We start from the raw sequence: 24,280 nt of genomic DNA on the forward strand, positions 1-24,280 counted from the left end.
ATTGTTATGGCAACTATTACGTGAGGCTGCCGCCGGCCGTCTCGCAATAGTTGCTGAGAATGCGGCGCAGCATGCTCTTCAGGAACCCGACTTCTTCCGGCGTAAACCCGTCGAGCACCTGGTCGAGCACGCTGCGGAAAATGGGCGGCAGCCGCTCGGCCAGCGCGCGGCCTTCGTCGGTCAGTTCGAGGCGCACGACCCGCCGATCCTCGATGCTGCGCACGCGGGACAGCAGGCCGCGTTTCTCGACCCGGTCGAGCAGGCGCGTGACCGCGCTCGCGTCGATCCCGTATTCGCGCGCGAGCTCGGCGGCCGTCGAGCACTTGCCGACCGCGATCATGAACAGCATGCTCGCCTGCGTGCCCGTGATGCCGAGCTCTTCCTGCGTGCGTTGCGTGACGAGGTTGGTCATCACGGACTTCACGCGCGACATCAGATAACCGACGCTGTCGTTCATCTGATACGTGGACAGCGGTGAAACGGGCGGTTGAGTAGGAGAATCCGACATAAAACCCTGAAGCTGCAATAGTTGACTAGGCAGCAGTATAGGCACAATTGCTTGCCGCGGCAAATGTTAATCGAACGGCAAGGGGCGCGCTTCGTGTTGCAAGAATCCCTTGTGCCGATAAGGTTTTTCGGCCTGCCGGCGACAGGGCCGTCGGCCGACGTGTGCGTTCGCGGAGAGGGCAGGGATGCCCGGCTGGCTGCGTCGCAACGTGCCGGTCAGCTCTCGACACTCTCACGTGCTATAATTTGAGGCTTTCCAAGCTGCAATGTGCGCGCGCCCGTGAAAAACACGAGCGGGCGCGTTTGCGCGTTCAAACGATTTCCAGGTTTCTATGACCCGCGCCCTTCGCAATATCGCCATCATCGCCCACGTCGACCACGGCAAGACTACGCTCGTCGACCAACTGCTCCGCCAGTCCGGCACCTTCCGCGAGAACCAGCAGATTGCGGAGCGGGTGATGGATTCGAACGACATCGAAAAGGAGCGCGGGATCACGATTCTCGCGAAGAACTGCGCGGTCGAGTACGAAGGCACGCACATCAACATCGTCGACACGCCGGGGCACGCGGACTTCGGTGGCGAGGTGGAGCGCGTGCTGTCGATGGTCGACTCGGTGCTGCTGCTCGTCGACGCGGTTGAGGGCCCGATGCCGCAGACGCGCTTCGTCACGAAGAAGGCGCTCGCGCTCGGCCTGAAGCCGATCGTCGTCGTCAACAAGATCGACCGTCCGGGCGCGCGGATCGACTGGGTCATCAACCAGACGTTCGACCTGTTCGACAAGCTCGGCGCGACCGAAGAGCAGCTCGACTTCCCGATCGTCTACGCATCGGGCCTGAACGGCTATGCGTCGCTCGACCCGGCCGCGCGCGAAGGCGACATGCGTCCGCTGTTCGAGGCGATCCTCGCGCACGTGCCGGTCCGCCCGGCCGACCCGGAAGCGCCGCTGCAGCTCCAGATCACGTCGCTCGATTATTCGACGTACGTCGGCCGGATCGGCGTCGGCCGCATCACGCGCGGCCGCATCAAGCCGGGCCAGCCGGTCGTGATGCGCTTCGGCCCGGAAGGCGACGTGCTGAACCGCAAGATCAACCAGGTGCTGTCGTTCAAGGGCCTCGAGCGCGTGCAGGTCGACTCGGCCGAAGCGGGCGACATCGTGCTGATCAACGGTATTGAAGATGTCGGCATCGGCGCAACGATCTGCGCGGTGGATACGCCGGAAGCGTTGCCGATGATCACGGTCGACGAGCCGACGCTGACGATGAACTTCCTCGTCAACTCGTCGCCGCTCGCAGGCCGCGAAGGCAAGTTCGTGACGAGCCGCCAGATCCGCGATCGCCTGATGAAGGAACTGAACCACAACGTCGCGCTGCGCGTGAAGGACACCGGCGACGAAACGGTGTTCGAAGTGTCGGGCCGCGGCGAGCTGCACCTGACGATTCTCGTCGAGAACATGCGCCGCGAAGGCTACGAGCTGGCCGTGTCGCGTCCGCGCGTCGTGATGCAGGAAATCGACGGCGCGAAGCACGAGCCGTACGAACTGCTGACGGTCGACCTCGAGGACGAACACCAGGGCGGCGTGATGGAAGAGCTCGGTCGCCGCAAGGGCGAGATGCTCGACATGGCGTCGGACGGCCGCGGCCGCACGCGTCTGGAATACAAGATCTCGGCACGCGGCCTGATCGGCTTCCAGAGCGAATTCCTGACGCTCACGCGCGGCACGGGCCTGATGAGCCACATCTTCGACTCGTACGCACCGGTCAAGGACGGCTCGGTCGGCGAGCGCCGCAACGGCGTGCTGATCTCGCAGGACGATGGCGCCGCCGTGGCATACGCACTGTGGAAGCTGCAGGATCGCGGCCGCATGTTCGTGAAGCCGGGCGACGCGCTGTATGAGGGCATGATCATCGGCATCCACAGCCGCGACAACGACCTCGTCGTGAACCCGATCAAGGGCAAGCAGCTGACCAACGTGCGTGCGTCGGGCACCGACGAAGCCGTGCGTCTGGTGCCGCCGGTCCAGATGTCGCTGGAATACGCGGTCGAGTTCATCGACGACGACGAGCTCGTCGAGGTGACGCCGCAGTCGATCCGCCTGCGCAAGCGCTTCCTGAAGGAGCACGAGCGTCGTCGCGCGAGCCGCGAAGGCGCGGTCGACTGAGCGTTTCGACCGTTCCCGTGCATCACGGAAAAGGCTGCCTCCGGGCAGCCTTTTTTGCATCCGCGCTATGCGCAATCGGGCCGTCTGCAAAACACTGTTCCTGCGGCCGGTGGCAATCCGGCAAAACCCCGTCGCGCGGTGCTTTCAGGCACATTTCGCCGTGAACTCCGGTATCGGTTCTGTGATATGCTGCGCGCACGCAAGTTTTAGGTCCTTCCAAGCAAGACTTGATTCGCAATCCGCTAAACGGTCAGGCCGTGTCGCGGAAGGTTGAGTAACCCGCTATTTCTCGAGAAGCTCGAAGAAAGGTGAGCGTAAAATGTCAGATGTAATGAAGCAGTTTCAGCTGAACTCCTATCTGTTCGGCGGCAATGCTTCGTACGTTGAAGAACTGTACGATGCATATCTCAACAATCCGGCGTCAGTGCCAGAGAACTGGCGAGAGTATTTCGACGCGCTGCAGAATGTGCCTGCAACGGACGGTTCGAATGCCAATGACGTCGCGCATTTCCCGATCGTCGAGTCGTTTGCCGAGCGTGCGAAGGCCAATGCCTTCATCCCGCGCGAAAGCGGCACCAATCTGGCTGCAGCGCGCAAGCAGGTTCACGTCCAGTCCCTCATCAGCGCTTATCGCTTCCTTGGTTCGCAATGGGCCAATCTGGATCCGCTGAAGCGTCGCGAACGTCCCGCCATTCCCGAACTCGAACCCGCGTTCTACGACTTCTCCGAAGGCGACCTCGACCAGACGTACAGCGCGAGCAATCTGTATTTCGGTTTCGACCAGGCTTCGCTGCGCGACATCGTCAAGGGTCTGCGCGACACGTACTGCGGCACGATCGGCGCCGAGTACATGTACATCAGCGATCCGGAGCAGAAGCGCTGGTGGCAGGAACGCCTGGAATCGACCCGTGCGACGCCGAACTTCTCGACGGGCGAGAAGAAGCACATCCTGAATCGCCTCACGGCCGCTGAAGGCCTCGAGCGCTACCTGCATACCAAGTACGTCGGCCAGAAGCGCTTCTCGCTCGAAGGCGGCGAAAGCTTCATCGCGGCGATGGACGAAGTCGTCCAGCATGCGGGCAAGCGCGGCGTGCAGGAAATCATCATCGGCATGGCCCACCGCGGCCGTCTGAACGTGCTGGTCAACACGCTGGGCAAGATGCCGGCCGACCTGTTCGCCGAATTCGAAGGCAAGCACGTCGACGACCTGCCGGCCGGCGACGTGAAGTACCACAAGGGCTTCTCGTCGGACGTGTCGACGCAAGGCGGCCCGGTTCACCTGTCGCTCGCGTTCAACCCGTCGCACCTCGAAATCGTCAACCCGGTGGTCGAAGGTTCCGCGAAGGCGCGGATGGACCGTCGCGGCGACGAAGACGGCCTGCAGGTGCTGCCGGTGCAGATCCACGGCGACGCGGCCTTCGCGGGCCAGGGCGTCGTGATGGAAACGCTGAACCTCGCCCAGACGCGCGGTTACGGCACGCACGGCACGCTGCACATCGTCATCAACAACCAGATCGGCTTCACGACGTCCGACCCGCGCGATGCGCGTTCGACGCTGTACTGTACCGACGTCGTCAAGATGATCGAGGCGCCGGTGCTGCACGTGAACGGCGACGATCCGGAAGCCGTGATCCTTGCGACGCAAATCGCGATCGACTACCGGATGCAGTTCCACAAGGATGTCGTGATCGACATCGTCTGCTTCCGCAAGCTGGGTCACAACGAGCAGGACACGCCGGCCGTCACGCAGCCGCTGATGTACAAGAAGATCGCGCAGCACCCGGGCACCCGTGCGCTGTACGCCGAGAAGCTCGTGCAGCAGGGCGTGATCACCGCGGAAGACGCCGACAACTTCGTGAAGGCGTACCGCAAGGCGATGGACGACGGTCACCACACGGTCGACCCGGTCCTGTCGAACTACAAGAGCAAGTACGCGGTCGACTGGGTTCCGTTCCTGAACCGCAAGTGGACGGATGCAGCCGACACGGCCGTGCCGCTCGCCGAACTGAAGCGCCTCGGCGAACGCATCACGACGGTCCCGGAAAACTTCAAGGTCCACCCGCTCGTCGAGCGCGTGATCAACGACCGCCGCAACATGGCGCGCGGCGACCAGCCGCTCGACTGGGGCATGGGCGAGCACCTCGCGTTCGCGTCGCTCGTCGCATCGGGCTACTCGGTGCGCCTGACGGGCCAGGACTCGGGCCGCGGCACGTTCACGCACCGTCACGCGGTGCTGCACGACCAGAACCGCGAGCGCTGGAACGACGGCACGTACGTGCCGCTGCAGAACATCGCCGAAGGCCAGGCGAAGTTCACGGTGATCGACTCGGTGCTGTCGGAAGAAGCGGTGCTGGGCTTCGAATACGGTTACTCGACCGCCGAGCCGAACACGCTCGTGCTGTGGGAAGCGCAGTTCGGCGACTTCGTCAACGGCGCGCAGGTCGTGATCGACCAGTTCATCTCGTCGGGCGAAGTGAAGTGGGGCCGCGTGTCGGGTCTCACGATGCTGCTGCCGCACGGCTACGAAGGCCAGGGTCCGGAGCACTCGTCGACCCGTATCGAGCGTTTCCTGCAACTGTGCGCGGATCACAACATGCAGGTCGTCCAGCCGACGACGCCGGCGCAGATCTTCCACCTGCTGCGTCGCCAGATGATCCGCCTGTTCCGCAAGCCGCTGATCGTCGCAACGCCGAAGTCGCTGCTGCGTCACAAGGAAGCGGTGTCGGACCTGTCGGAACTGGCGAAGGGTTCGTTCCAGCCGGTGATCGGCGAAACCGACGGCGGCATCGACGCGAAGAAGGTCAAGCGCGTGCTGGCATGCTCGGGCCGCGTGTATTACGACCTCGTCGCACATCGCCGCGAAGCGAAGGCGAACGACGTCGCGATCATCCGTATCGAGCAGCTGTATCCGTTCGCGCACAAGCAGTTCGAAGCCGAAATGAAGAAGTACGAGAACGCGACTGAAGTGGTCTGGGTGCAGGACGAGCCGCAGAACCAGGGCCCCTGGTTCTACGTCGAGCACCATCTGAAGGAAGGCATGAAGGAAGGGCAGAAGCTGGCATACAGCGGCCGTCCGGCTTCGGCCTCGCCGGCGGTTGGCTACTACGCGAAGCACTACGAGCAGCAGAAGGCCCTGATCGAAGGTGCTTTCGGCCGCCTGAAGAGCGCATCGATCGCGAAATAACCGACGGAAGCGAAACGGGAAGGCGCGCTGCGCTTTCCCGTCTCTTTTGGCCTGCCGGGCGCGTCGCGCGCCGCATCGGCCGAAGGAATCGCACGAACCTCGTCATACCCCAGATTAAGCATCCAGGAAAATCACATGGCTATCGTAGAAGTCAAAGTCCCCCAGCTTTCGGAGTCGGTTTCGGAAGCCACCATGCTGCAGTGGAAGAAGAAGCCGGGCGAAGCAGTCGCGCAGGACGAAATCCTGATCGAACTCGAGACCGACAAGGTCGTGCTCGAAGTGCCGGCACCGGCCGCGGGCGTGCTCGCGCAAGTGCTGCAGAACGACGGTGACACGGTGGTTGCCGATCAGCTGATCGCGACGATCGACACCGAAGCGAAGGCAGGCGCAGCCGAAGCAGCGGCGGGCGCTGCCGAAGTCCAGCCGGCAGCAGCGCCTGCTGCAGCCGCGCCGGCAGCGCAGCCGGTCGCCGCAGCGGCATCGTCGGCCACCGCATCGCCGGCCGCATCGAAGCTGCTGGCCGAGAAGGGCCTGTCGGCGGGCGACGTCGCAGGTTCGGGCCGCGACGGCCGCGTCACGAAGGGCGACGCGCTGGCTGCAGGCAGCGCACCGAAGGCCGCTCCGGCCGCCGCACCGGCCAAGGCCGCTGCGAAGCCGTCGCTGCCGGACGTGAAGGTGCCGGCGTCGGCGACGACCTGGCTGAACGACCGTCCGGAACAGCGCGTGCCGATGTCGCGCCTGCGTGCGCGTATCGCCGAGCGTCTGCTCGAGTCGCAGCAGACCAACGCGATCCTGACGACGTTCAACGAAGTCAACATGGCTCCGGTCATGGAGCTGCGCAACAAGTACAAGGACAAGTTCGAGAAGGAACATGGCGTGAAGCTCGGCTTCATGTCGTTCTTCGTGAAGGCGGCCGTGCATGCGCTGAAGAAGTTCCCGCTCGTGAACGCGTCGATCGACGGTAACGACATCGTCTACCACGGCTATTTCGACATCGGTATCGCCGTCGGCTCGCCGCGCGGCCTCGTGGTGCCGATCCTGCGCAATGCGGATCAACTGAGCCTCGCCGACATCGAGAAGAAGATCGCCGAATTCGGCCAGAAGGCGAAGGACGGCAAGCTGTCGATCGAGGAAATGACGGGCGGTACGTTCTCGATCTCGAACGGCGGCGTGTTCGGCTCGATGCTGTCGACCCCGATCATCAACCCGCCGCAGTCGGCCATCCTCGGCGTGCACGCGACGAAGGAGCGTCCGGTCGTCGAAAACGGCCAGATCGTGATCCGTCCGATCAACTACCTCGCGCTGTCGTACGACCACCGCATCATCGACGGCCGCGAAGCCGTGCTGTCGCTCGTCGCGATGAAGGATGCGCTCGAGGATCCGGCACGCCTGCTGCTCGATCTGTAAGCCAGGTTCACTGCATTGACCCGCTCCGCACGGGTGCGCGAAACGCGCGCCCGTGCGGATGCACAAGAAGAAAGGATTGTCATGTCCAAGGAATTTGACGTCGTCGTGATCGGCGCCGGCCCCGGCGGCTACATCGCAGCGATCCGCGCCGCACAGCTCGGCAAGACCGTTGCCTGTATCGAGAAGTGGAAGAACCCGGCCGGCGCGCTGAAGCTCGGCGGCACCTGCCTGAACGTCGGTTGCATCCCGTCGAAGGCGCTGCTCGCGTCGTCGGAAGAGTTCGAGAACACGTCGCATCACCTGGCCGATCACGGCATCGAAGTCGAAGGCGTGAAGCTCGACATCGCGAAGATGCTCGGCCGCAAGGATGCGATCGTCGAGAAGATGACGAGCGGGATCGAGTTCCTGTTCAAGAAGAACAAGATCACCTGGCTGAAGGGCCATGGCAAGTTCACCGGCAAGACCGACGCCGGCGTGCAGATCGAAGTGAGCGGCGAGGGTGAATCCGAAGTCGTCACCGCGAAGAACGTGATCATCGCGACGGGCTCGAAGGCGCGTCACCTGCCGGGCGTCCCGGTCGACAACAAGATCGTGTCGGACAACGAAGGCGCACTGACGTTCGACTCGGTGCCGAAGAAGCTCGCCGTGATCGGCGCAGGCGTGATCGGCCTCGAACTCGGCTCAGTGTGGCGTCGCCTGGGCGCCGAAGTGACGGTGCTCGAAGCGCTGCCGGCGTTCCTCGGCGCAGCCGACGAAGCGCTCGCGAAGGAAGCGGCCAAGCTGTTCAAGAAGCAAGGCCTCGACATCAATCTCGGCGTGAAGATCGACGAAGTGAAGACGACCGCGGACAGCGTGTCGATCGCCTACACGGACAAGGACGGCAACGCGCAGACGCTCGACGCCGACCGCCTGATCGTGTCGGTCGGCCGCGTGCCGAACACCGACAACCTCGGCCTCGAGGCGATCGGCCTGAAGGCGAACGAGCGCGGCTTCATCGACGTCGACGACCACTGCCGCACGGCGGTGCCGAACGTGTATGCGATCGGCGACGTGGTGCGCGGCCCGATGCTCGCGCACAAGGCGGAAGACGAAGGCGTGCTGGTCGCGGAAGTGATCGACGGCCAGAAGCCGCACATCGACTACAACTGCATTCCGTGGGTGATCTACACGTACCCGGAAATCGCGTGGGTCGGCAAGACGGAGCAGCAACTGAAGGCGGAAGGCCGCGAGATCAAGTCGGGCAAGTTCCCGTTCTCGATCAACGGCCGTGCGCTCGGCATGAACGCACCGGACGGCTTCGTGAAGATGATCGCGGACGCGAAGACGGACGAACTGCTCGGCGTGCACGTGATCGCTGCGAACGCGTCGGACCTGATCGCGGAAGCCGTGGTGGCGATGGAATTCAAGGCGGCGTCGGAAGACATCGCCCGCATCTGCCATCCGCACCCGTCGATGTCGGAAGTGATGCGCGAAGCGGCGCTCGCCGTCGACAAGCGCTCGCTGAACAGCTAACGCGCACTGACCGACGCGCCGGCCCGTTCCGTGGCCGGCGCCGCGGTTCTACGACGAAGGCGGGCGGGATTTCCCGCTCGCCTTCGTCATTTCCGGTTTGCCCCGATGAACGTCACCGAATACTACACGCGCGAGCTGACCACGCGCGGCTATCAGTCCGATCCCGCGCAGCGCGCGGCCGTCGATCGCCTGCAGCGCTGTTTCGACGAGTGGGTCGAATACAAGTCGCGCCGATCGAACGCGTTCAAGAAGCTCATCATTCATCCGGACCTCCCGCGCGGCGTCTACATGTGGGGCGGCGTCGGTCGCGGCAAGAGCTTCCTGATGGACAGCTTCTACGCGGTCGTACCCGTGCAGCGCAAGACGCGCCTGCATTTCCACGAATTCATGCGCGAAGTGCACCGCGAGCTCGAGGAGCTGAAAGGGCAGGCCGATCCGCTCGACGAACTCGCGCGGCGCATCGCGAAGCGCTACCGGCTGATCTGCTTCGACGAGTTCCACGTGTCGGACATCGCCGACGCGATGATCCTGTACCGTCTGCTCGATCGCCTGTTCAACAACGGCGTGCAGTTCGTGATGACGTCCAACTACGATCCCGACGACCTGTATCCGGACGGGCTGCATCGCGATCGCATGCTGCCGGCGATCGCGCTGATCAAGGACAAGCTCGACGTGCTCAACGTCGACGCGGGTGTCGACTATCGCCAGCGCACGCTCGCGCAGGTGAAGATGTATCACACGCCGCTCGGTGCCGACGCCGATCGAGAATTGCGCCATGCATTCGGAAAGCTCGCCGCGGTACCCGACGAGAGCCCGATCCTGCATATCGAGAAGCGCGAGCTGAAGGCGCTGCGCAAGGCGGACGGCGTCGTATGGTTCGACTTCGCGACGCTGTGCGGCGGCCCGCGATCGCAGAACGACTATCTCGAACTCGCGAGCCGTTTCCACGCGATCGTGCTGTCCGAGGTGCCGCAGATGTCGCCGCGGATGGCGTCCGAGGCGCGCCGCTTCACCTGGCTGATCGACGTGCTGTACGACCACAAGGTCAAGCTGCTGATGTCCGCGGCGGTGCCGGCGGAGCAGTTGTACGTCGAAGGCCCGATGGCCAACGAATTTGCGCGCACGGTCTCGCGTATCGTCGAGATGCAGTCGAAGGAGTATCTTGAAACGCCGCGCCGTATCGTCGATACTTCGCTGACCTGATTGCGATTCTCGTTAATTGGCGCGATTCAAACGTCAATTCCGGTCAAATCCATGCAATCTCGGGGTATTTTCGGATTTGTCTTATATTCATCGTTGAGGTGAGCCGATATCGTTGTGTCATGGTTACCAAGGCTGGAGATGTCCATGACACCGTATCGCGATCTGACCGACCACGAGTGGCGCTGCGTCGCGCCGCTTCTGCCCGAAATGCAGCCGCGCACCGAGTTGCGCGGCCGACCGCTGGCCAATACGCGTGCCGTACTGAACGGCGTGCTCTGGGTGATCTACAGCGGCGCAACGTGGTCCGCCATGCCGCGCCGTTACCCTTCGTATCAGACATGTCATCGCCGCTTCAAGGTCTGGCACGAGACGGGCACGTTGTTGAACGTGATGCGTGAGCTCTATGGCGATTCGGGCGTGAGTCTGTGCAACGAATTGTCCACACGGATGCGCAAGCACGCGCAATCGAAGGCAGCGGAGGCGCGTAGCAACGTGGCGCCCGCGTGTCGCACACCGGGCGGCTATGCGCCGGACGCGCTGAAGCACGCGGCATGATGTCCGTCGCTTGCTTCTACGCACGCACCAAAAGAAAATCGGCCTGACGACTCCGTCGCAGGCCGATTTTTTCATTGAGTCGCGCGTTTCAGCGCGTGCTGCGTTATTGCTGGCGAACCCAGGTCTGTGAACGGCCGAGCAGCGACACGCCGATGTAACCGCGCACGACGAGCTTCTGGCCGCCGTCTTCAAGCGTCATCTTGCACTTGTAGACCTTGCCGTTCTCAGGGTCGAGAATGTTGCCGCCGTCCCAGTGGTCGCCTTCCTTCTTCATCGCCTTGATGATCGTCATGCCCTTGATGAGCTGATCCTTGCGCTCGTCCGTGCAGGCGGTGCAGCGGCGATCGGGCGTATCGTTCGCGCCGAGACCCTTGACGACCTTGCCCGTCAGCGCACCGTCGCCGTCCTCGGCGATCTGCACGAGTGCCTTCGGTTGATGGGTGTTGTCGTCGATCGTCTGCCACATGCCGAGCGGGCTGTCGGCTTGAGCGAACGTGGGTGCTGCGCAGGCGAGCAGTGCGCCGGCGATGGCCATTGCACGCAACGGGCGGGTCAGTTGAATCATTGTCATCCTCCTTGTTTTGCATGTCGTGTTCGATTCGCTCGCACGACCGTCTGCATGGGGCGGGCATGTTGCGAGCTTCGCCAGAATACGTGAATCCGCGCGCCACGTTTGATAGAGGGGACTCTAATCGAAACAGCCCGCGTGACGCGGGCTGTGTGCCGACCGATCAGTTGAGCTGATACGAGAATGCGGCGTTGATGCGCGGGCTGCGCGATGCGCTTTCGACGGGGGCGTCGCCCACCGGTTTCGCGACGTTCAGGTCGAGGCTGTAGTAGCGGCTGTCCGTGAACCGCACGCCGATGCCGACCGACGACAGGCGGCTCGGCGACGGCGTGCCCGCGTGCAGGTACACGCGCGCCATGTCGTACGCGATGTACGGCGTGACGGATTTCAGATACGTCCAGCCCGGCGTGAAGCCGCGGTTGACCTCCAGCGACATCCCCCAGCCCGAGTCGCCCGACGTTTCGCCGGGCTGGTAGCCGAGCGCGTAGCGGGTCGAGCCGAACGAGATCTGCTCGGACGTCGGCAGCGAATCGGGGCTGTATTGCCCGGTCAGCGAAACCGACGTGCCGATCCGGAACGGCCATTCGTTCGTTTGCGTGAAGGTCGCACCGGTGCGGACGAAGGTCAGCGAAATCGGGTCTGCATAGGTAGTCGTGGTGCCGCCATTCGTGCCGATCTGCGATTTTGACGCACCGAGGATGTCGAATGCCTTGGCGACGTTGACACTCAGTTTCCGCACCTGCTTCGGCTCGACGCTCGTGTAGTCGAGTTGCAGTTGCATCACGCGCACTTGCGATCGGTTATCGAGGGTCGCGCCGTTGATTTTGTTCTGGTAGCGGTCTTCGTTGTGCGATGCATAACCCGACACGGTGCCGAGCAGGCTGCGCTGGTTGTTCAGCAGCAACGGATAGGATGCCGAAAGACCGAGTTTTTCGTTCTTGACGGTCCGCTCGACGGTCGACGGCAAGCCCGGGTTGTCGGTCGGCTTGCCGCGATACGTGCTTGCGTCGAGGCGCGTGATCAGGCCGCTGCTGCCGACGGGTACCGCGCCGCTGAACGCGAAGTAGGTCTGCTTGTCACGCCCCGGCGGCGCCAGCGCGGAGATGCTCAATTGCTCGCCGAACGACGTGAGGCCGTTTTCGGTCGCGGTGATGAGGCCCTGGACGCCCGGGTGGTTGAAGTCGATACCGGTGCTGACGTTGAACGGCTTGCGGTCGACCGCGAGTTCGAGCGTCGTTGCACCGTCGGTGGTTTGCGGCGGCGGCACATTCGCTTTCACCGTGAGGCCGGGCAGCAGGCCGAAGGTATTCACGTAGCGCTCGAACGTCGCGCGGCGCAGCGGGCGATCGGCAGTGATATGCGCGGCGATCGCGCGAATCTTCGGTTCCATCGCGCCGGGTTTGCCGGTGACCTTGACGTCCGACACATAACCTTCGACAACCGTGATACGCACGACGCCGTTCTCGAATGTCTGCGCGGGAACGAACGCGAACGACAGCGCGTAGCCGCGATCCTGGTACAGCTTCGTCACGCCGTTGGCGGTTTCGATCAACTGGCCGATCGTGATGTCCTTGCCGACGAGGGGCGTGAAGCGCTGCGAGATTTCCTCGAACGGTACCGACTTGACGCCTTCGACCTGGAACGTCGTCGGCGTCAGGTGTCGCGACAGCAACTCCTGCAGTTGCGGCGCCTGGGGTGCGACCTGCACGGTGACGTTAGGGCCCGTCTTCGGTGCGTTGATCTGGGGAAGGGAGTCGAGCGGGTTACCCGCGACGCGCGTTTGTGCATGTGCCGTGCTTGCTGCCGCGATGGCGAGCAGCATCATCCATCTGTCGAGTCTGGATTGCATTGTTCTTCCTCGTAGGCCTTTTTTCATCTTCTTTCTAATGCCGTCGCGCGACACAAAGGTGTCGCGCGACGCGTGCCGCAATGCCGGTTGTATTTGTACGGCCGCGCCACTCGCTCCGGCTGCGAAGGTGCGACCGTCCTTCTTACTTGCCAACGCTACCCAGCGTACCCAGCAACCCCGTTACCGGCGCCAGCAGCCCCGTCGAACCGCCGCCCGACGATGCCGTACCCGACACGCCGCCGACCAGCGACGTGACCGGCGCGAGCGGGCTCGCGCCCCCGGATCCCGCTGCACCGCCGACTGCTCCGGTGACAGTATTCAGCAAACCGGTGACAGGCGCGAGAGGGTTTGCACTGCCTGCGCCACCCGTTGCGCCGCCGAGCGTGCCCGTGACCGTCGACACGAGATTCGTGACGGGGGCGAGCGGGCCGCCGCTGCCGCCTGCCGCGCCACCGAGTGCACCGGTGACCGTCGACACGAGGCCGGTGACGGGAGCGAGCGGGCCGCTGCTCGTGCCACCGGTTGCGCCGCCGAGTGCGCCCGTGAGCGAGCCGAGCGGCGTCGAGCCGAGACCCGACAGCAGGCCGCCGAGCGGGTTCGTCGAACCGGAGCCCGACGACGTGCCGTTCTGGACGCCAGCGGTCGAGCCGCCGACGAGGCTCGTGATCAGGCCGGGGATCGGTGCCGCACCGTTCGGGCCGTTCGGGTTGACGAGACCGCCCGCGTTGGTCACGGTGTTGCCGACCGCGGTCACGAGTTGACCGACATCGCCGACGAGCGGCTGGTTCGACGTGCTGCCGACCTGCTTGCCCGCCGAGCTGATCGCGCCGCCGACCTGGCCGAGCAGGCCCGAGACGGGTTGGCCGAGGCCGGTCGTCGTGCCGACCTGTTGCGTGACCTGGCCGGCGGTGATTACGAGCGGCGTGATCGCCGAGCTGAGCGGCTGCGTGACCTGCTGCACGGCACCCGACGACAGCGTCGAGCCGATCGTCGTGCCGGCGGCCGTCAGGCCGTTGGCGACCGTGTCGAGCACGGTGCCGACCGGGGTCGTGACGGGCGCGAGCGGCGCGAGCGGGCCCGTGCCGAGCGCCTTGACCGTCGAGCTCAGGCCGGACACCGTGTTGCTCGTCGCGCCGACGACATTGCCGAGACCGGCAACCGTCGTGCCGACCGGATCCTTCGTCGAGCCGATCTGCCCCAGCCCGTTGCTTACGGCATCGGCGGCTGCGCCGACGATCGTGCCGGTGCTGGAGAGCGTGCTGCCGACACCCTTCGTCACGCCGTCGCCGAGGCCCGGCAGGCTGATGTTGCCGACCGTGCTGCCGAGGTCGGTGGCCGTCTGGCCGACCGTGCTGACGACACCTTTGGTGCCGGTGGTCGTGCCGCTGGTGCCGCTCGTGCCGGACGTACCGCTGGTGCCGCTGGTCGAACCGCTGTTGTTGCTGCTGGTCGGCGGCGAGCTGACGCCGCCGCCGCCGCAGGCGGCCAGCAGGCAGGCTGCGGCGAAGGCGGTGAGGGGCATGCGCCACTGGCGCAGGGCGGTCGTCGTGAGAGAACGTTGCTGGGACATGAAGGACTCCTCGCTGTCTTGTCGATGAATGGATATTGGCTTACTTGCCGTGCGTGCCGCCGAGCAGGCCGCCGATCAGCGACGTGACAGGCGCGAGCGGATTCGACGACGAGCCCGAGTTCGTGACGGCACCCGTGCCGCCGCTCAGTGCCGGTACGCCGACCGTGCTGGTGACCGTGGACACGGCATTCGTCACCGGAGCGAGCGGGCTGCTGCCGCCTGCGCCGCCCGTCGCGCCGCCGAGTGCGCCCGTGACTGCACCGAGGAGACCCGTGACCGGCGCGAGCGGGCTGCCGCTCGTACCGCCTGTTGCACCGCCGAGCGCGCCCGTGACCGTCGAGACGAGGCCCGTGACCGGCGCGAGCGGGCTGCCGCTGCCGCCTGCAGCGCCACCGAGTGCGCCGGTGACCGTGGAGACGAGGCCGGTGACCGGGGCGAGCGGGCCGCTGCCGCCACCCGTTGCGCCACCGAGTGCGCCGGTAACCGTGGAGACGAGGCCGGTGACCGGAGCGAGCGGGCCGCTGCCGCCACCCGTTGCGCCGCCGAGTGCGCCGGTAACCGTCGAGACGAGGCCGGTGACCGGAGCGAGCGGGCCGCTGCCGCCACCCGTTGCGCCGCCGAGTGCGCCGGTAACCGTCGAGACGAGGCCCGTGAGCGGTGCGAGCGGGTTGGTCACGCCGCCGGTGCCGCCCGTGAGCAGGCCGCCGACGGCCTTCACGGTATTGCCCGTCGCCGAGACGGTGTTGCCGAGGCCCGTCGTCACGGGGTTGCCGCCTGCAGACGCGAGCAGCGCGCCGGCCTGGTTCAGGCCGTTGCCGACCGTACCGAGCAGCGTGTTGACGGGGGCGCCGAGGCCGGTCGCCGTGCCGATCGTCTGGGTCGTCTGGCCAACCATCGTCGTGATCGGCGTGATGGCCGAGCTGACCGTCTGCGTGACCTGCTGGATCGGGCCGGTCGACAGCGCGTTGGTGAGGGTGGTGCCGCCGTTCGACACGGCGCCGCCGAGCGTCGACACGAGGCCGCCGACTGCACCCGTGACCGGGGCGAGCGGCGACAGCGGGCCGCTGCCGAGGCTCGTGACCAGGTTGCCGGTCTGCGTGACCGCACCGCCGAGCTGATTGACCACGCCGCCCGTGCTGGCGACCGTGGTGCCGATCGGATCCTTCGTTGCGCCGAGCTGGCCGAGACCATTGCCGAGGCCGTTGCCGAGTGCGGTCACCGCACCGCCTACGCTTTGCACGATGCCGCCCGCCGCTTGCGTGGTGGCCGGGTTCACGCCCGGCAGCGACTGGCTGGCGATGACGGAGCCGAGACCCGAGACGGTTCCGCCGACACCCGTAACGAGATTGCTGCTGTTTGCGAGGATAGTTCCCACCGCGTTCGACGACACACCCGAGGTGCCGCTCGTGCCGCTGGTCGTTCCACTCGTCGAGCCGCTGGTGCTGCCGCTCGTCGAACCGCTCGTGCTGCCGCTGGTCGAGCCGCTGGTGCTGCCCGACGTGCTGCCGCTCGTCGAACCCGACGTGCCGCCCGAGGTGCCGCCGCCGGACGTCGAGATCGAATCGCCGCCGCCCGAGCTCGAGTGGCCACTGCCGAGGCCCTGGCTGATGGAACCGGAGCCGCCGCACGCGGAGAGGGAAAGCATGGCTGCAACGGTGGCCGCGATCAGAGTCGTCCGGAACACGCCATGAGGGATAACCTTAATGTCCATTTCTTCCTCGCATTAAAAATGTGTTGTGAACTGCGTTGTGTTGAGTGATGCGAGGTCTACTCTGCAACTGTCGTGCCATTTCGATGCCCGACGGTTCGACAACAGGTTTTAAACGAGGCAATTCCTTGTCGGAAAAGGAAGTTATGGAAATTGAAAGATTGTTGAATCTGTTTAAGTGCAGACGAATGAGAACGGTTTCGGCCGTTTCGTAACGTAACGTCACAACATTGGCGTTACGCGTGCGGCGTAACGTGGGGTGCGCGGAGGCTTGGTGGACGAGGCAATTGTTTTACTGGTGGATTAGGTGTGCACATCTAACCTATCGTAAATCCTATGTGTAAGACGTACCGAAACGCCGTACAAATACGTTGTGTTCCAGGTCATTTTTTTCGATCCGAGCGGTTAAAAGAGGTTGGAAAGTAAATAGGATCGGATATAGAATCGGGAGCAGATGTAAGCAAATGTACGGTTCGGTACACGACGTTCGAGGAGGGTTGCTATCGCGAATGTTAACTTGCATCAAATCGTGAGACATGCCCTTTGGGGCGACCTATAAAGAAAGCGCACTCGGTTGTCGCTGCAGAAGATGTGGCGAACGACATGGGGCAACGGCCAATATGCGGGGATGTACTACGTATAAAAGGCCAAAGAACGTAAATTCAGGCACGAGGAATAAAATGAAAGCAATCATCAAGCGTTTCCTTAGGGAAAACAACGGGGTTACCGCGATCGAGTACGGTCTGATTGCGGGTCTTATCGCTGTCGCGATCCTGGCTGGTGCTTCGTCGATCGGCACCAGTCTCGGCAATATGTTCACGAATCTCGGGTCATGTATCACCACCCCGGGCGGCGCGAACTGCACGGTTGCCAAAATCTTTACGTAACCCACCTGGCGTTAATTGGTACGACCTCGAAACAAGGGGTCGTCTTGGTGTTGTGGTGGGCGGATTACCCTTGGTAGTCCGCCCACCGCGACATTTTTGGCAGGTTGCGGTGCGATGGCACATTTCATTTTCAGCGGGATGTTCCTGGTCTGGGCTGCGTTCGTCGCAACCAGCGACATCCGCTTTCGGCGCGTTTCGAATTCGCTCGTCCTGGCGGGGTTGGCCTGTGGCTTGAGCGGAGCGTATTTGAACGCCAGTCCGTTCGGCATTCTCCCGGCGCAGGCCATGATCGGCCTGCTGGTCGGGTTGGTCGCCTTTTTCCCGCTCTTTTTGCTTCGCGTCATGGGCGCGGCGGACGTAAAGATCTTTGCCGTGATCGGCGTGTGGTGCGGCGCGAATGCGCTGCTGTGGATCTGGGTTGCCGCCAGTCTCGTCGCCGGTTTTCATGCCCTTGCGCTGATGCTGTTGTCGCGCACGTCGATCGGCGCGTTGCGGCGGCGGGGCAAACCGGCAATGGCGCTCGGCGGATACCGGGCAACACCCTATGCGGCATGCCTCGCGGCGCCGGCTGCTGCGTGGGTCGTTTTTCTTGTCGCAACGGGGGGCGTGCGATGAAACGACAGATGCAGCCGCGTGGACGCCGGCGGCAGCGTGGCGCGACGGCGGTCGAGTTTGCGATCGTATTCCCGCTGTTGTTCGTGATTTTCTACGGCATCCTCAGTTTCGGGATGATTTTCACGATCCAGCAGAGCCTCACGTTTGCTGCCAGCGAGGGCGCACGGGCCGGGTTGAGTTACGCCCCAAGTCTTGCTGCACGCATGACGAACGCAACGACGACTGCACAGAGCGTCGTGGCCTGGCTGAATGTCGGCACGCCACAGGTCGTGGCGCTCCAATGCAGTTATGACAAGTCGACTCCGCCGTCGTTGTACTGCCTGTCGGTCACGGTGAACTACACCCCCCAGAGCTGGATAACGAGCATGCCACTTTTGGGATCGATACTGACTCAACCGTTGACGAGCACGGCGGTCGTGCAAATTCCGCAGTCGATGCTGTGAAGTACTCATCGTGACGCGACGGGCACGCTGACTCGCGAATCGGGCAAAAAGAACTTATCGGACTTTTATTCCGGCATCCATACGACAACATGGCCAACAATTTAACGAAGATCATCGCGGGGCTGCTGATTGCGATCGCCGTATTGCTCGGAATCTACGCATGGATGCTCGGACGCAGTACGCCGAATCCCGTGCCGGTCCAACAAACCGTTGCGGCCAGTCCGGTTCCGGTCGTGGTCGCGACGCGTGTGTTGCCCGTCGGCCAGCCGATCACGGCCGACGCGCTGAAGATTCAGCCGACCACGCCGGCGCCGACGGGCGCATTCACCGATCCGTCCGCACTCGTTGGACGGGTGCCGGCGGCGGACATTCCGGCATCGTCGCCGGTCGTCGCGGGTGCACTGGTCTCGGGGCTTGCCGAGGATGTGCAACCGGGCGAGCGTGCGGTCGCAGTGCGTGTCGATGAAACCAATGCGGTCGGCAACCGGCTGCGTCCCGGCAATTTCGTCGATGTGTTCCTGAACCTGAAGCGCGAAGGCGGCACGATGCTTGACGGCGAAGTGTCGCAGACGCAGGCGCGGCTACTGTTGTCGAGGGTGCGGGTGCTGTCGTTCGGCGATGCGACACCCGATCGCGACAGCGGCAATAACAACACCGGCAACAACGGTCAAGCGTCCGGCGCCCGCATCGCGGTGCTCGCGGTGCCGACCGCGCAGGTCGATGCGTTGACGCTCGGCGAGGCGAGCGGCCGCCTGACCTTCGCGTTGCGAAATCCGCGCGACGACGAGCTTGCGATACAGACGGTCGCGGTGCGTACGGACAACAAGCTGTCGCCGTCGGCAATTGCCGCCGCCGGCGTCTCGCTGCAACAGCTGTCCGGCACACCGAGAACGCCGGTGGCCAACGTGAACGTGCCGCCGTTGCCGTCGCGTCTGCCGCCGGCGGTTCGGCCGAGCGGGAGCGGCGGCGGCATCGAGGTGATCCGTGGCGGCCGGTCGGAAACGGTTGCCTATTGAACGACATCGACGGCCATTGACATCAGCGACGACAAGTAAAGGGCCGCGCGACGGTCTACCAAACAATGAAAAACACACTGATTGCATTCGCGATTGCTATCTGCGCCATGACTTTCGCATCGTTCGCGAGTGCGAGCGGCACAATCGAGCTCGCGGTCGGCGCGCAACGGCAGATTTCGGCGGGCCGCACGCTGCAGCGCGTCGCGGTCGGCGATCCGGCGATCGCCGACGTGCTGATCATGAAAGGCAGCCGCTCGGGTTCCGTGCTGCTGACCGCGAAGGCGCCTGGCGCGACGAACGTGATGCTGTGGGAGCGAGGTCATGACGAACCGACGGTCTGGAACGTCGCAGTCGTCGACGCGGCAGCGCAAGCGGTGCTCGATGGCTCCACGCCGCGCGTGAATGCATATGGCGGCACGGCGGTGTTGCAGGGATCGTCGGCGTCGCTCGATGCGCATGCGCGCGCCGCCGCGGTCGGCAAGAACATGAGCGGGAAGGGCGTCGTGATCGACCGTTCGACGGTCACCGGCAAGAATGTCGTACAGGTCGACGTGCGGGTCGTCGAATTCAGCCGCTCGGTGCTCAAACAGGTCGGGTTCAATTTCTTCAAGCAGAGCAACGGCTTCTCGTTCGGATCGTTTTCGCCGGGCGGCGTGCAGTCTTATAGCGGCGGGGCGGGTCCCGGTACCGCGGGTTACATTCCGACGCTCGGGTCACCCGTCGCGTCCGCGTTCAACCTGGTCGTCAATGCTGCGGGACGCGGCATCTTTGCCGACCTGTCACTGCTCGAGGCGAACAATCTCGCGCGCGTGCTGGCGGAGCCGACGCTGGTCGCGCTGTCGGGGCAGAGCGCGAGCTTCCTTGCGGGCGGCGAGATTCCGGTGCCGTCCCCGCAAGGGCTCGGTTCGACCGCGATCCAGTGGAAGCAATACGGCGTCGGGCTTTCGCTGACGCCGACGGTCCTGAGTCCCAGCCGGATCGCGCTGAAGGTCGCACCCGAGTCGAGCCAGCTCGATTTCGTGAACAGCGTGACGATCAGCGGCGTCGCGGTACCGGGCATCACGACTCGCCGCGCGGACACGACCGTCGAACTCGGCGACGGCGAGAGCTTCGTGATCGGCGGCCTGATCGATCGTCAGACGATGTCGAACGTGAGCAAGGTGCCGTTGCTCGGCGATCTGCCGATCATCGGCACCTTCTTCAAGAATTTGAGCTATCAGCAGAACGACAAGGAACTGCTGATCATCGTGACGCCGCATCTCGTCGCGCCAATCGCGAAGGGGGCGGTGCTGCCTGCCACGCCGGGTGAGCTGTCCGAACAGCGCAACGGGCCGGTATGGCAGTCGTATCTGGGTGGTGCCGCTTCGCCGGACGCCGCACCGGGGTTTTCGAAATGAGTGCGAAGCATCGCGTGTTGCGATGCTTCGGCACGCCTTGCGTAATCGGGGGTGTTCAGCATGAACGCGCGAATCCAATCATTGTGTGAACCCGCCGTGACCGACTATTTCGTTTGCGCATCTCAACAGGAGGCGCATGTCCGCTGGCTGGCCGATACGCTCGTGTCGGCCGGTGCGGTCGAGGCCGCATCGCTCGAACCGGGCGTGCTTGCACAGCGCATCACGGGTCTCAATCCGGCGCTCGTCTTCATCGATTTCTCGGATGGCGGCACGGCAGCGAGCATTGCCGCCGCCGCAGTTCGCGCCACGCATCCGGGGTTGCCGATCGTCGCGCTCGGTTCGCTCGCACAGCCGGAGAGCACGCTTGCCGCATTGCGCGCCGGCGTTCGCGATTTCATCGACGTGTCGGCACCAGCCGAGGATGCGTTGCGCACGACGCGCGGGCTGCTTGCGAACGTCGCCGAGCCGGCGAGCCGCCACGGCAAGCTCGTCGCGTTGCTGGGTGCGCGTACCGGCATGGGCGTGAGCACGCTCGCGGCGAATCTCGCCGTATGGCTGCAGAAGCGCGCGGCGAGCCCGGGGGCGGGCGGTGTGCCGAATGGCGGCACACCGGCCGGTCGCCAGACCGCGCTCGTCGACCTGGGGCTGCCGGCAGGCGATGGCGCGTTGTTCCTGAATACCCGCTGCGAATTCCATTTCATCGATGCGGTTCACAACCTGCGCCGCATCGACCGCACCTTCGTGAATACCGCTCTGACCCGGCATGAGAGCGGCGTCGCATTGACGACGCTGCCGCCCGATCTCGGCGGGCTGCGCGACGTCTCGTACGCGTCGTGTGCCGGTTTGCTGAACCGGTTTCGCGCATTCTTCGATCAGCAGATCGTCGATCTCGGCGGCTTTTCGAACCGCGAGTTCGTCGCCCAGATCGCGAGCTCGGCCGACGAAGCGTGGCTCGTCTGCGATCAGGGCGTCGCGTCGATCGTGTCGGCAGCCGATCTGCTTACCGGGCTGCGCGACGCGGGCGTCGATACCGATCGCGTACGGCTCGTCGTCAACCAGTACGACCCTGCACTCGACCTGACACCCGCGCAGATCGCCGAGCGCCTCGGCCTGTCGCTGGTCGGTACCTTGCCGTCGCGCCGCGTCACGATCGGACGTGCGGCGAACCAGGGCCGGCTCATCGTCGATATGGCGGAGCGCGACCCGTACGTGCGCGCGCTCGAGTCGCTCGCCGCACGGCTGCCAGGCGTGTCGGTCGGATCGGCGGCACCACGTCCGGCGTCCGGCCTGTCTGCGCTGAAGCGTTTCATTCAACCCTCGTCCAAGCGGTCGTAAGCGATGGCACACGACATTCAATTCGCCGACGGCGCAGCGCCGTTCTCCCAGACACAGCAATTCCACGACATCAAGAATGCCGCGCACGAGCACTTGCTGACGCGCATCGAAGAACTGGGCGCCGAGTTCGGCCGATGGTCCCGCCAGGCGATCAACCAGTTCGTCGATCTCGAGATCGACAGCTTCGTGCGCCTGCGCCGCATTCCGCTCAACGAGACGGAGGTGCGTGCGATCGCCGAGGCGCTGACGAAGGAGCTCGCGGGCTTCGGGCCGATCGAGGACCTGCTCGCGGACCCTGCTGTCGAGGACATCCTGATCAACGGCTACAACGACGTGTACGTATCGCGTCACGGGATCCTCGCGAAGTTGCCGGTGCGTTTCACCGACAACGCGCACCTGTTGCGGATCGTGCGTCGCATCCTCGCGCCGATCGGCCGGCGTCTCGACGAGTCGAACCCGATGGTCGATGCGCGGCTGCCCGATGGTGGCCGCGTGAACGTCGTGATCGAGCCGCTGTCGATCGACGGCCCGGTCGTATCGATCCGGAAATTCCGCAAGGATCCGCTGAAGCCGTCCGACCTGCTCGGCAACGGGACCTTCAACGAAGAGATCAACACGCTGCTCCAGGCGGCGGTCGAGGCACGCTGCAACATTCTCGTGTCGGGCGGGACGAGTTCCGGCAAGACGTCGCTGCTCAACGCGCTGGCGTTCCACATTCCCGAGATCGAGCGTGTCGTGACGATCGAGGATACGGCGGAACTGTCGCTGAACCACCCGCACGTCGTGCGGCTCGAGAGCCGGCCGGGCGGCTTCGACGGCACCGGCGTCGTGTCGATTCGCGACCTGCTGCGCAATACGCTGCGGATGCGCCCGGACCGGATCATCGTCGGCGAAGTGCGCGGCGGCGAAGTGCTGGAAATGCTGCAGGCGATGAACACCGGTCACGACGGTTCGATGGGCACCGTGCACGCGAGTTCGCCGCGAGAGTGCCTGTACCGTCTCGAGATGCTGGCGGGCTTCGCGGGCTTCCAGGGGACCGAGTCGAGCCTGCGCCGGCAGATCGCGAACGCGATCGACTTCATCGTGCAGATCGGGCGCCTGTCGAACGGGCGGCGGCGGATCCTGTCGATCACCGAAGTGACCGGGCTGTCCGACAACATCATCGCGACGCAGGAGCTTTATCGCTACGAAGCGCGGGTGACGCCGGAGGGCGAGGAGGTCGACCACTGGGAAACGCTGGGCATTCATCCGCATTCGCCGAAGCTTGCGCGCTTCCGCCAGACGCTGACGAGCGGCGGATTCGGCGATGGCGGGTTTGGCGGCGGCTTTGGCGGTGGCGGGTTCGGCCGTGGCGGCGGGGGCTTCAATGTATAGCGCGATGGTGTGGGCGCTGGCGTGCGCGATGCTGTGCGTCGCGGCGGCGATGATGCTGTGGCGTCACGCGGAGACCCGGCGCGTGCGGACCGACGCAAAGCGTTTTATCGACAGCCGGCTCGAACCCGGCGCACGTGCCGGTGCCGCGGCACAGCCGGCACGGCAGTCCGCGGCCGGTGCGGCGCGTGCCGTGCCGCAACCGGGCGCGGCACGGAATGTATCGTCCGACGCATTTTGGGCGCACTGGTATGCGGTGGCATCCGAGTATCTGACGAACCTCGCGAGTCGCGCGGGGATCGAGGATGCGCGGGGCAAGACGCTCGTCGCACTCGTCGTGCTGGTGGTTGTCGCGGGATTCGCGGGCAGTCGCGGCGGCGCGCTTGCGTGCTTCGCGGCGCTCGCGTGCGGCAGCTCGATACTCGGCGTGTGGCTCGCGTCGCGAATTCAGCGGCGCAGATTGAAGATTGTCCGGCAGATCCCGTCGTTCCTCGACGGGATCGTGCGTCTTGTGACGCTCGGCAATAGCGTGCCAGCGGCATTCCAGTCCGCGCTGCTGACGACCGAGGAGCCGCTGCGCGGTTGTCTCGACCACGTGTCGCGGATGTTGCGCGGCGGTGTCGAAATCGATCGCGCAATGGTCCACATCGCAAAGATCTACCGAACCGAGGAGTTCGAACTTGTCGGCTCCGTGTTGCGTTTGTCGGTCAAGTATGGCGGCCGCGCGGACGTGATGCTCGAACGCATGGCCGTGTTCATGCGCGATCTCGAACAGGCGGAGCGCGAGCTGACCGCGATGTCGGCCGAGACACGGTTGTCGGCGTTTGTGCTCGTGATGTTGCCGATCGCGATCGGCAGCTTTATCGTCGTCAACAATCCGAAATATCTGCATGGCATGTGGAACGATCCGGGTGGACGGACGCTCCTCATGTTCGCGTTCCTGTTGCAATTGGCCGGCAGTGTCTGGCTGTATCGAATGGCTCGGCTCAGGTGA

19 protein-coding genes are annotated in these 24,280 nt (G+C 64.5%); 14 read left to right on the top strand and 5 right to left on the bottom strand.

Annotation, left to right across the window (positions count from 1 at the left end; all coding sequences use genetic code 11):
* Window positions 1–16 precede the first annotated feature (16 nt).
* Window positions 17–508: a MarR family winged helix-turn-helix transcriptional regulator gene (locus ABD05_RS13310; protein WP_047900525.1), complete on the bottom strand. Its 492-nt coding sequence runs from the start codon at window positions 506–508 to the stop codon at window positions 17–19.
* Window positions 509–839: 331 nt separating this feature from the next.
* Here ABD05_RS13310 and typA point away from each other — a divergent pair, with 331 nt between their 5' ends.
* From typA to ABD05_RS13340, 6 genes are all read left to right on the top strand, one after another.
* On the top strand, window positions 840–2,666 hold the full coding sequence (gene typA / locus ABD05_RS13315; protein ID WP_047900526.1) for a translational GTPase TypA: 1,827 nt from the start codon (window positions 840–842) through the stop codon (window positions 2,664–2,666).
* A 319-nt stretch (window positions 2,667–2,985) separates the two neighbouring features.
* Window positions 2,986–5,850 carry a 2-oxoglutarate dehydrogenase E1 component gene (locus ABD05_RS13320; protein ID WP_047900527.1) on the top strand — a complete coding sequence of 955 codons (2,865 nt, stop codon included), beginning with the start codon at window positions 2,986–2,988 and terminating at the stop codon, window positions 5,848–5,850.
* Between the two features lie 135 nt (window positions 5,851–5,985).
* Window positions 5,986–7,257: a 2-oxoglutarate dehydrogenase complex dihydrolipoyllysine-residue succinyltransferase gene (odhB, locus tag ABD05_RS13325; RefSeq protein ID WP_047900528.1), complete on the top strand. Its 1,272-nt coding sequence runs from the start codon at window positions 5,986–5,988 to the stop codon at window positions 7,255–7,257.
* A gap of 81 nt (window positions 7,258–7,338) precedes the next feature.
* Window positions 7,339–8,769, top strand: coding sequence for a dihydrolipoyl dehydrogenase (lpdA, locus tag ABD05_RS13330; protein ID WP_047900529.1), 1,431 nt, complete (start codon window positions 7,339–7,341; stop codon window positions 8,767–8,769).
* 105 nt (window positions 8,770–8,874) lie between these two features.
* Window positions 8,875–9,972 carry a cell division protein ZapE gene (gene zapE / locus ABD05_RS13335; RefSeq protein ID WP_047900530.1) on the top strand — a complete coding sequence of 366 codons (1,098 nt, stop codon included), beginning with the start codon at window positions 8,875–8,877 and terminating at the stop codon, window positions 9,970–9,972.
* Window positions 9,973–10,116: 144 nt separating this feature from the next.
* A complete protein-coding gene (locus ABD05_RS13340) occupies window positions 10,117–10,527 on the top strand; it encodes a transposase (protein ID WP_047900531.1) in 411 nt (136 codons plus the stop codon).
* Between the two features lie 103 nt (window positions 10,528–10,630).
* Here ABD05_RS13340 and ABD05_RS13345 read toward each other — a convergent pair whose 3' ends face one another.
* From ABD05_RS13345 to ABD05_RS13360, 4 genes are all read right to left on the bottom strand, one after another.
* Window positions 10,631–11,092 (bottom strand): DUF2147 domain-containing protein, encoded by a 462-nt coding sequence (locus ABD05_RS13345; protein WP_047900532.1) that lies wholly within the window; start codon window positions 11,090–11,092, stop codon window positions 10,631–10,633.
* A 166-nt stretch (window positions 11,093–11,258) separates the two neighbouring features.
* On the bottom strand, window positions 11,259–12,944 hold the full coding sequence (locus ABD05_RS13350) for a ShlB/FhaC/HecB family hemolysin secretion/activation protein (RefSeq protein ID WP_047900533.1): 1,686 nt from the start codon (window positions 12,942–12,944) through the stop codon (window positions 11,259–11,261).
* 142 nt (window positions 12,945–13,086) lie between these two features.
* Window positions 13,087–14,514: a collagen-like triple helix repeat-containing protein gene (locus ABD05_RS13355; protein ID WP_047900534.1), complete on the bottom strand. Its 1,428-nt coding sequence runs from the start codon at window positions 14,512–14,514 to the stop codon at window positions 13,087–13,089.
* Window positions 14,515–14,554: 40 nt separating this feature from the next.
* Window positions 14,555–16,225, bottom strand: coding sequence for a collagen-like triple helix repeat-containing protein (locus ABD05_RS13360; protein ID WP_047900535.1), 1,671 nt, complete (start codon window positions 16,223–16,225; stop codon window positions 14,555–14,557).
* A 677-nt stretch (window positions 16,226–16,902) separates the two neighbouring features.
* On the opposite strand from ABD05_RS13360, the gene ABD05_RS13365 reads away from it, so the two are divergent.
* The 8 genes from ABD05_RS13365 (at window position 16,903) to ABD05_RS13400 (ending at window position 24,280) form a co-directional block, all read left to right on the top strand.
* Window positions 16,903–17,109: a Flp family type IVb pilin gene (locus ABD05_RS13365; RefSeq protein WP_047900536.1), complete on the top strand. Its 207-nt coding sequence runs from the start codon at window positions 16,903–16,905 to the stop codon at window positions 17,107–17,109.
* A gap of 114 nt (window positions 17,110–17,223) precedes the next feature.
* On the top strand, window positions 17,224–17,724 hold the full coding sequence (locus ABD05_RS13370; RefSeq protein WP_047900537.1) for an A24 family peptidase: 501 nt from the start codon (window positions 17,224–17,226) through the stop codon (window positions 17,722–17,724).
* Window positions 17,721–18,167 carry a TadE family protein gene (locus ABD05_RS13375; RefSeq protein ID WP_047900538.1) on the top strand — a complete coding sequence of 149 codons (447 nt, stop codon included), beginning with the start codon at window positions 17,721–17,723 and terminating at the stop codon, window positions 18,165–18,167. The genes ABD05_RS13370 and ABD05_RS13375 overlap by 4 nt, the downstream gene beginning before the upstream one ends.
* 89 nt (window positions 18,168–18,256) lie before the next feature.
* Entirely contained in the window at window positions 18,257–19,183 is a 927-nt protein-coding gene (cpaB, locus tag ABD05_RS13380; protein WP_047900539.1) for a Flp pilus assembly protein CpaB, read from the top strand.
* Window positions 19,184–19,248: 65 nt separating this feature from the next.
* Window positions 19,249–20,580, top strand: coding sequence for a type II and III secretion system protein family protein (locus ABD05_RS13385; RefSeq protein WP_047900540.1), 1,332 nt, complete (start codon window positions 19,249–19,251; stop codon window positions 20,578–20,580).
* 60 nt (window positions 20,581–20,640) lie between these two features.
* Window positions 20,641–21,915, top strand: coding sequence for a fimbrial protein (locus ABD05_RS13390; RefSeq protein WP_047901199.1), 1,275 nt, complete (start codon window positions 20,641–20,643; stop codon window positions 21,913–21,915).
* 3 nt (window positions 21,916–21,918) lie between these two features.
* The gene (locus tag ABD05_RS13395) at window positions 21,919–23,289 is read left to right on the top strand and encodes a TadA family conjugal transfer-associated ATPase (RefSeq protein ID WP_047900541.1); all 1,371 of its coding nucleotides are present in this window, start codon (window positions 21,919–21,921) and stop codon (window positions 23,287–23,289) included.
* Window positions 23,282–24,280 (top strand): type II secretion system F family protein, encoded by a 999-nt coding sequence (locus tag ABD05_RS13400; protein ID WP_047900542.1) that lies wholly within the window; start codon window positions 23,282–23,284, stop codon window positions 24,278–24,280. The genes ABD05_RS13395 and ABD05_RS13400 overlap by 8 nt, the downstream gene beginning before the upstream one ends.

This window comes from Burkholderia pyrrocinia, from assembly GCF_001028665.1.
GTDB lineage: Bacteria > Pseudomonadota > Gammaproteobacteria > Burkholderiales > Burkholderiaceae > Burkholderia > Burkholderia pyrrocinia.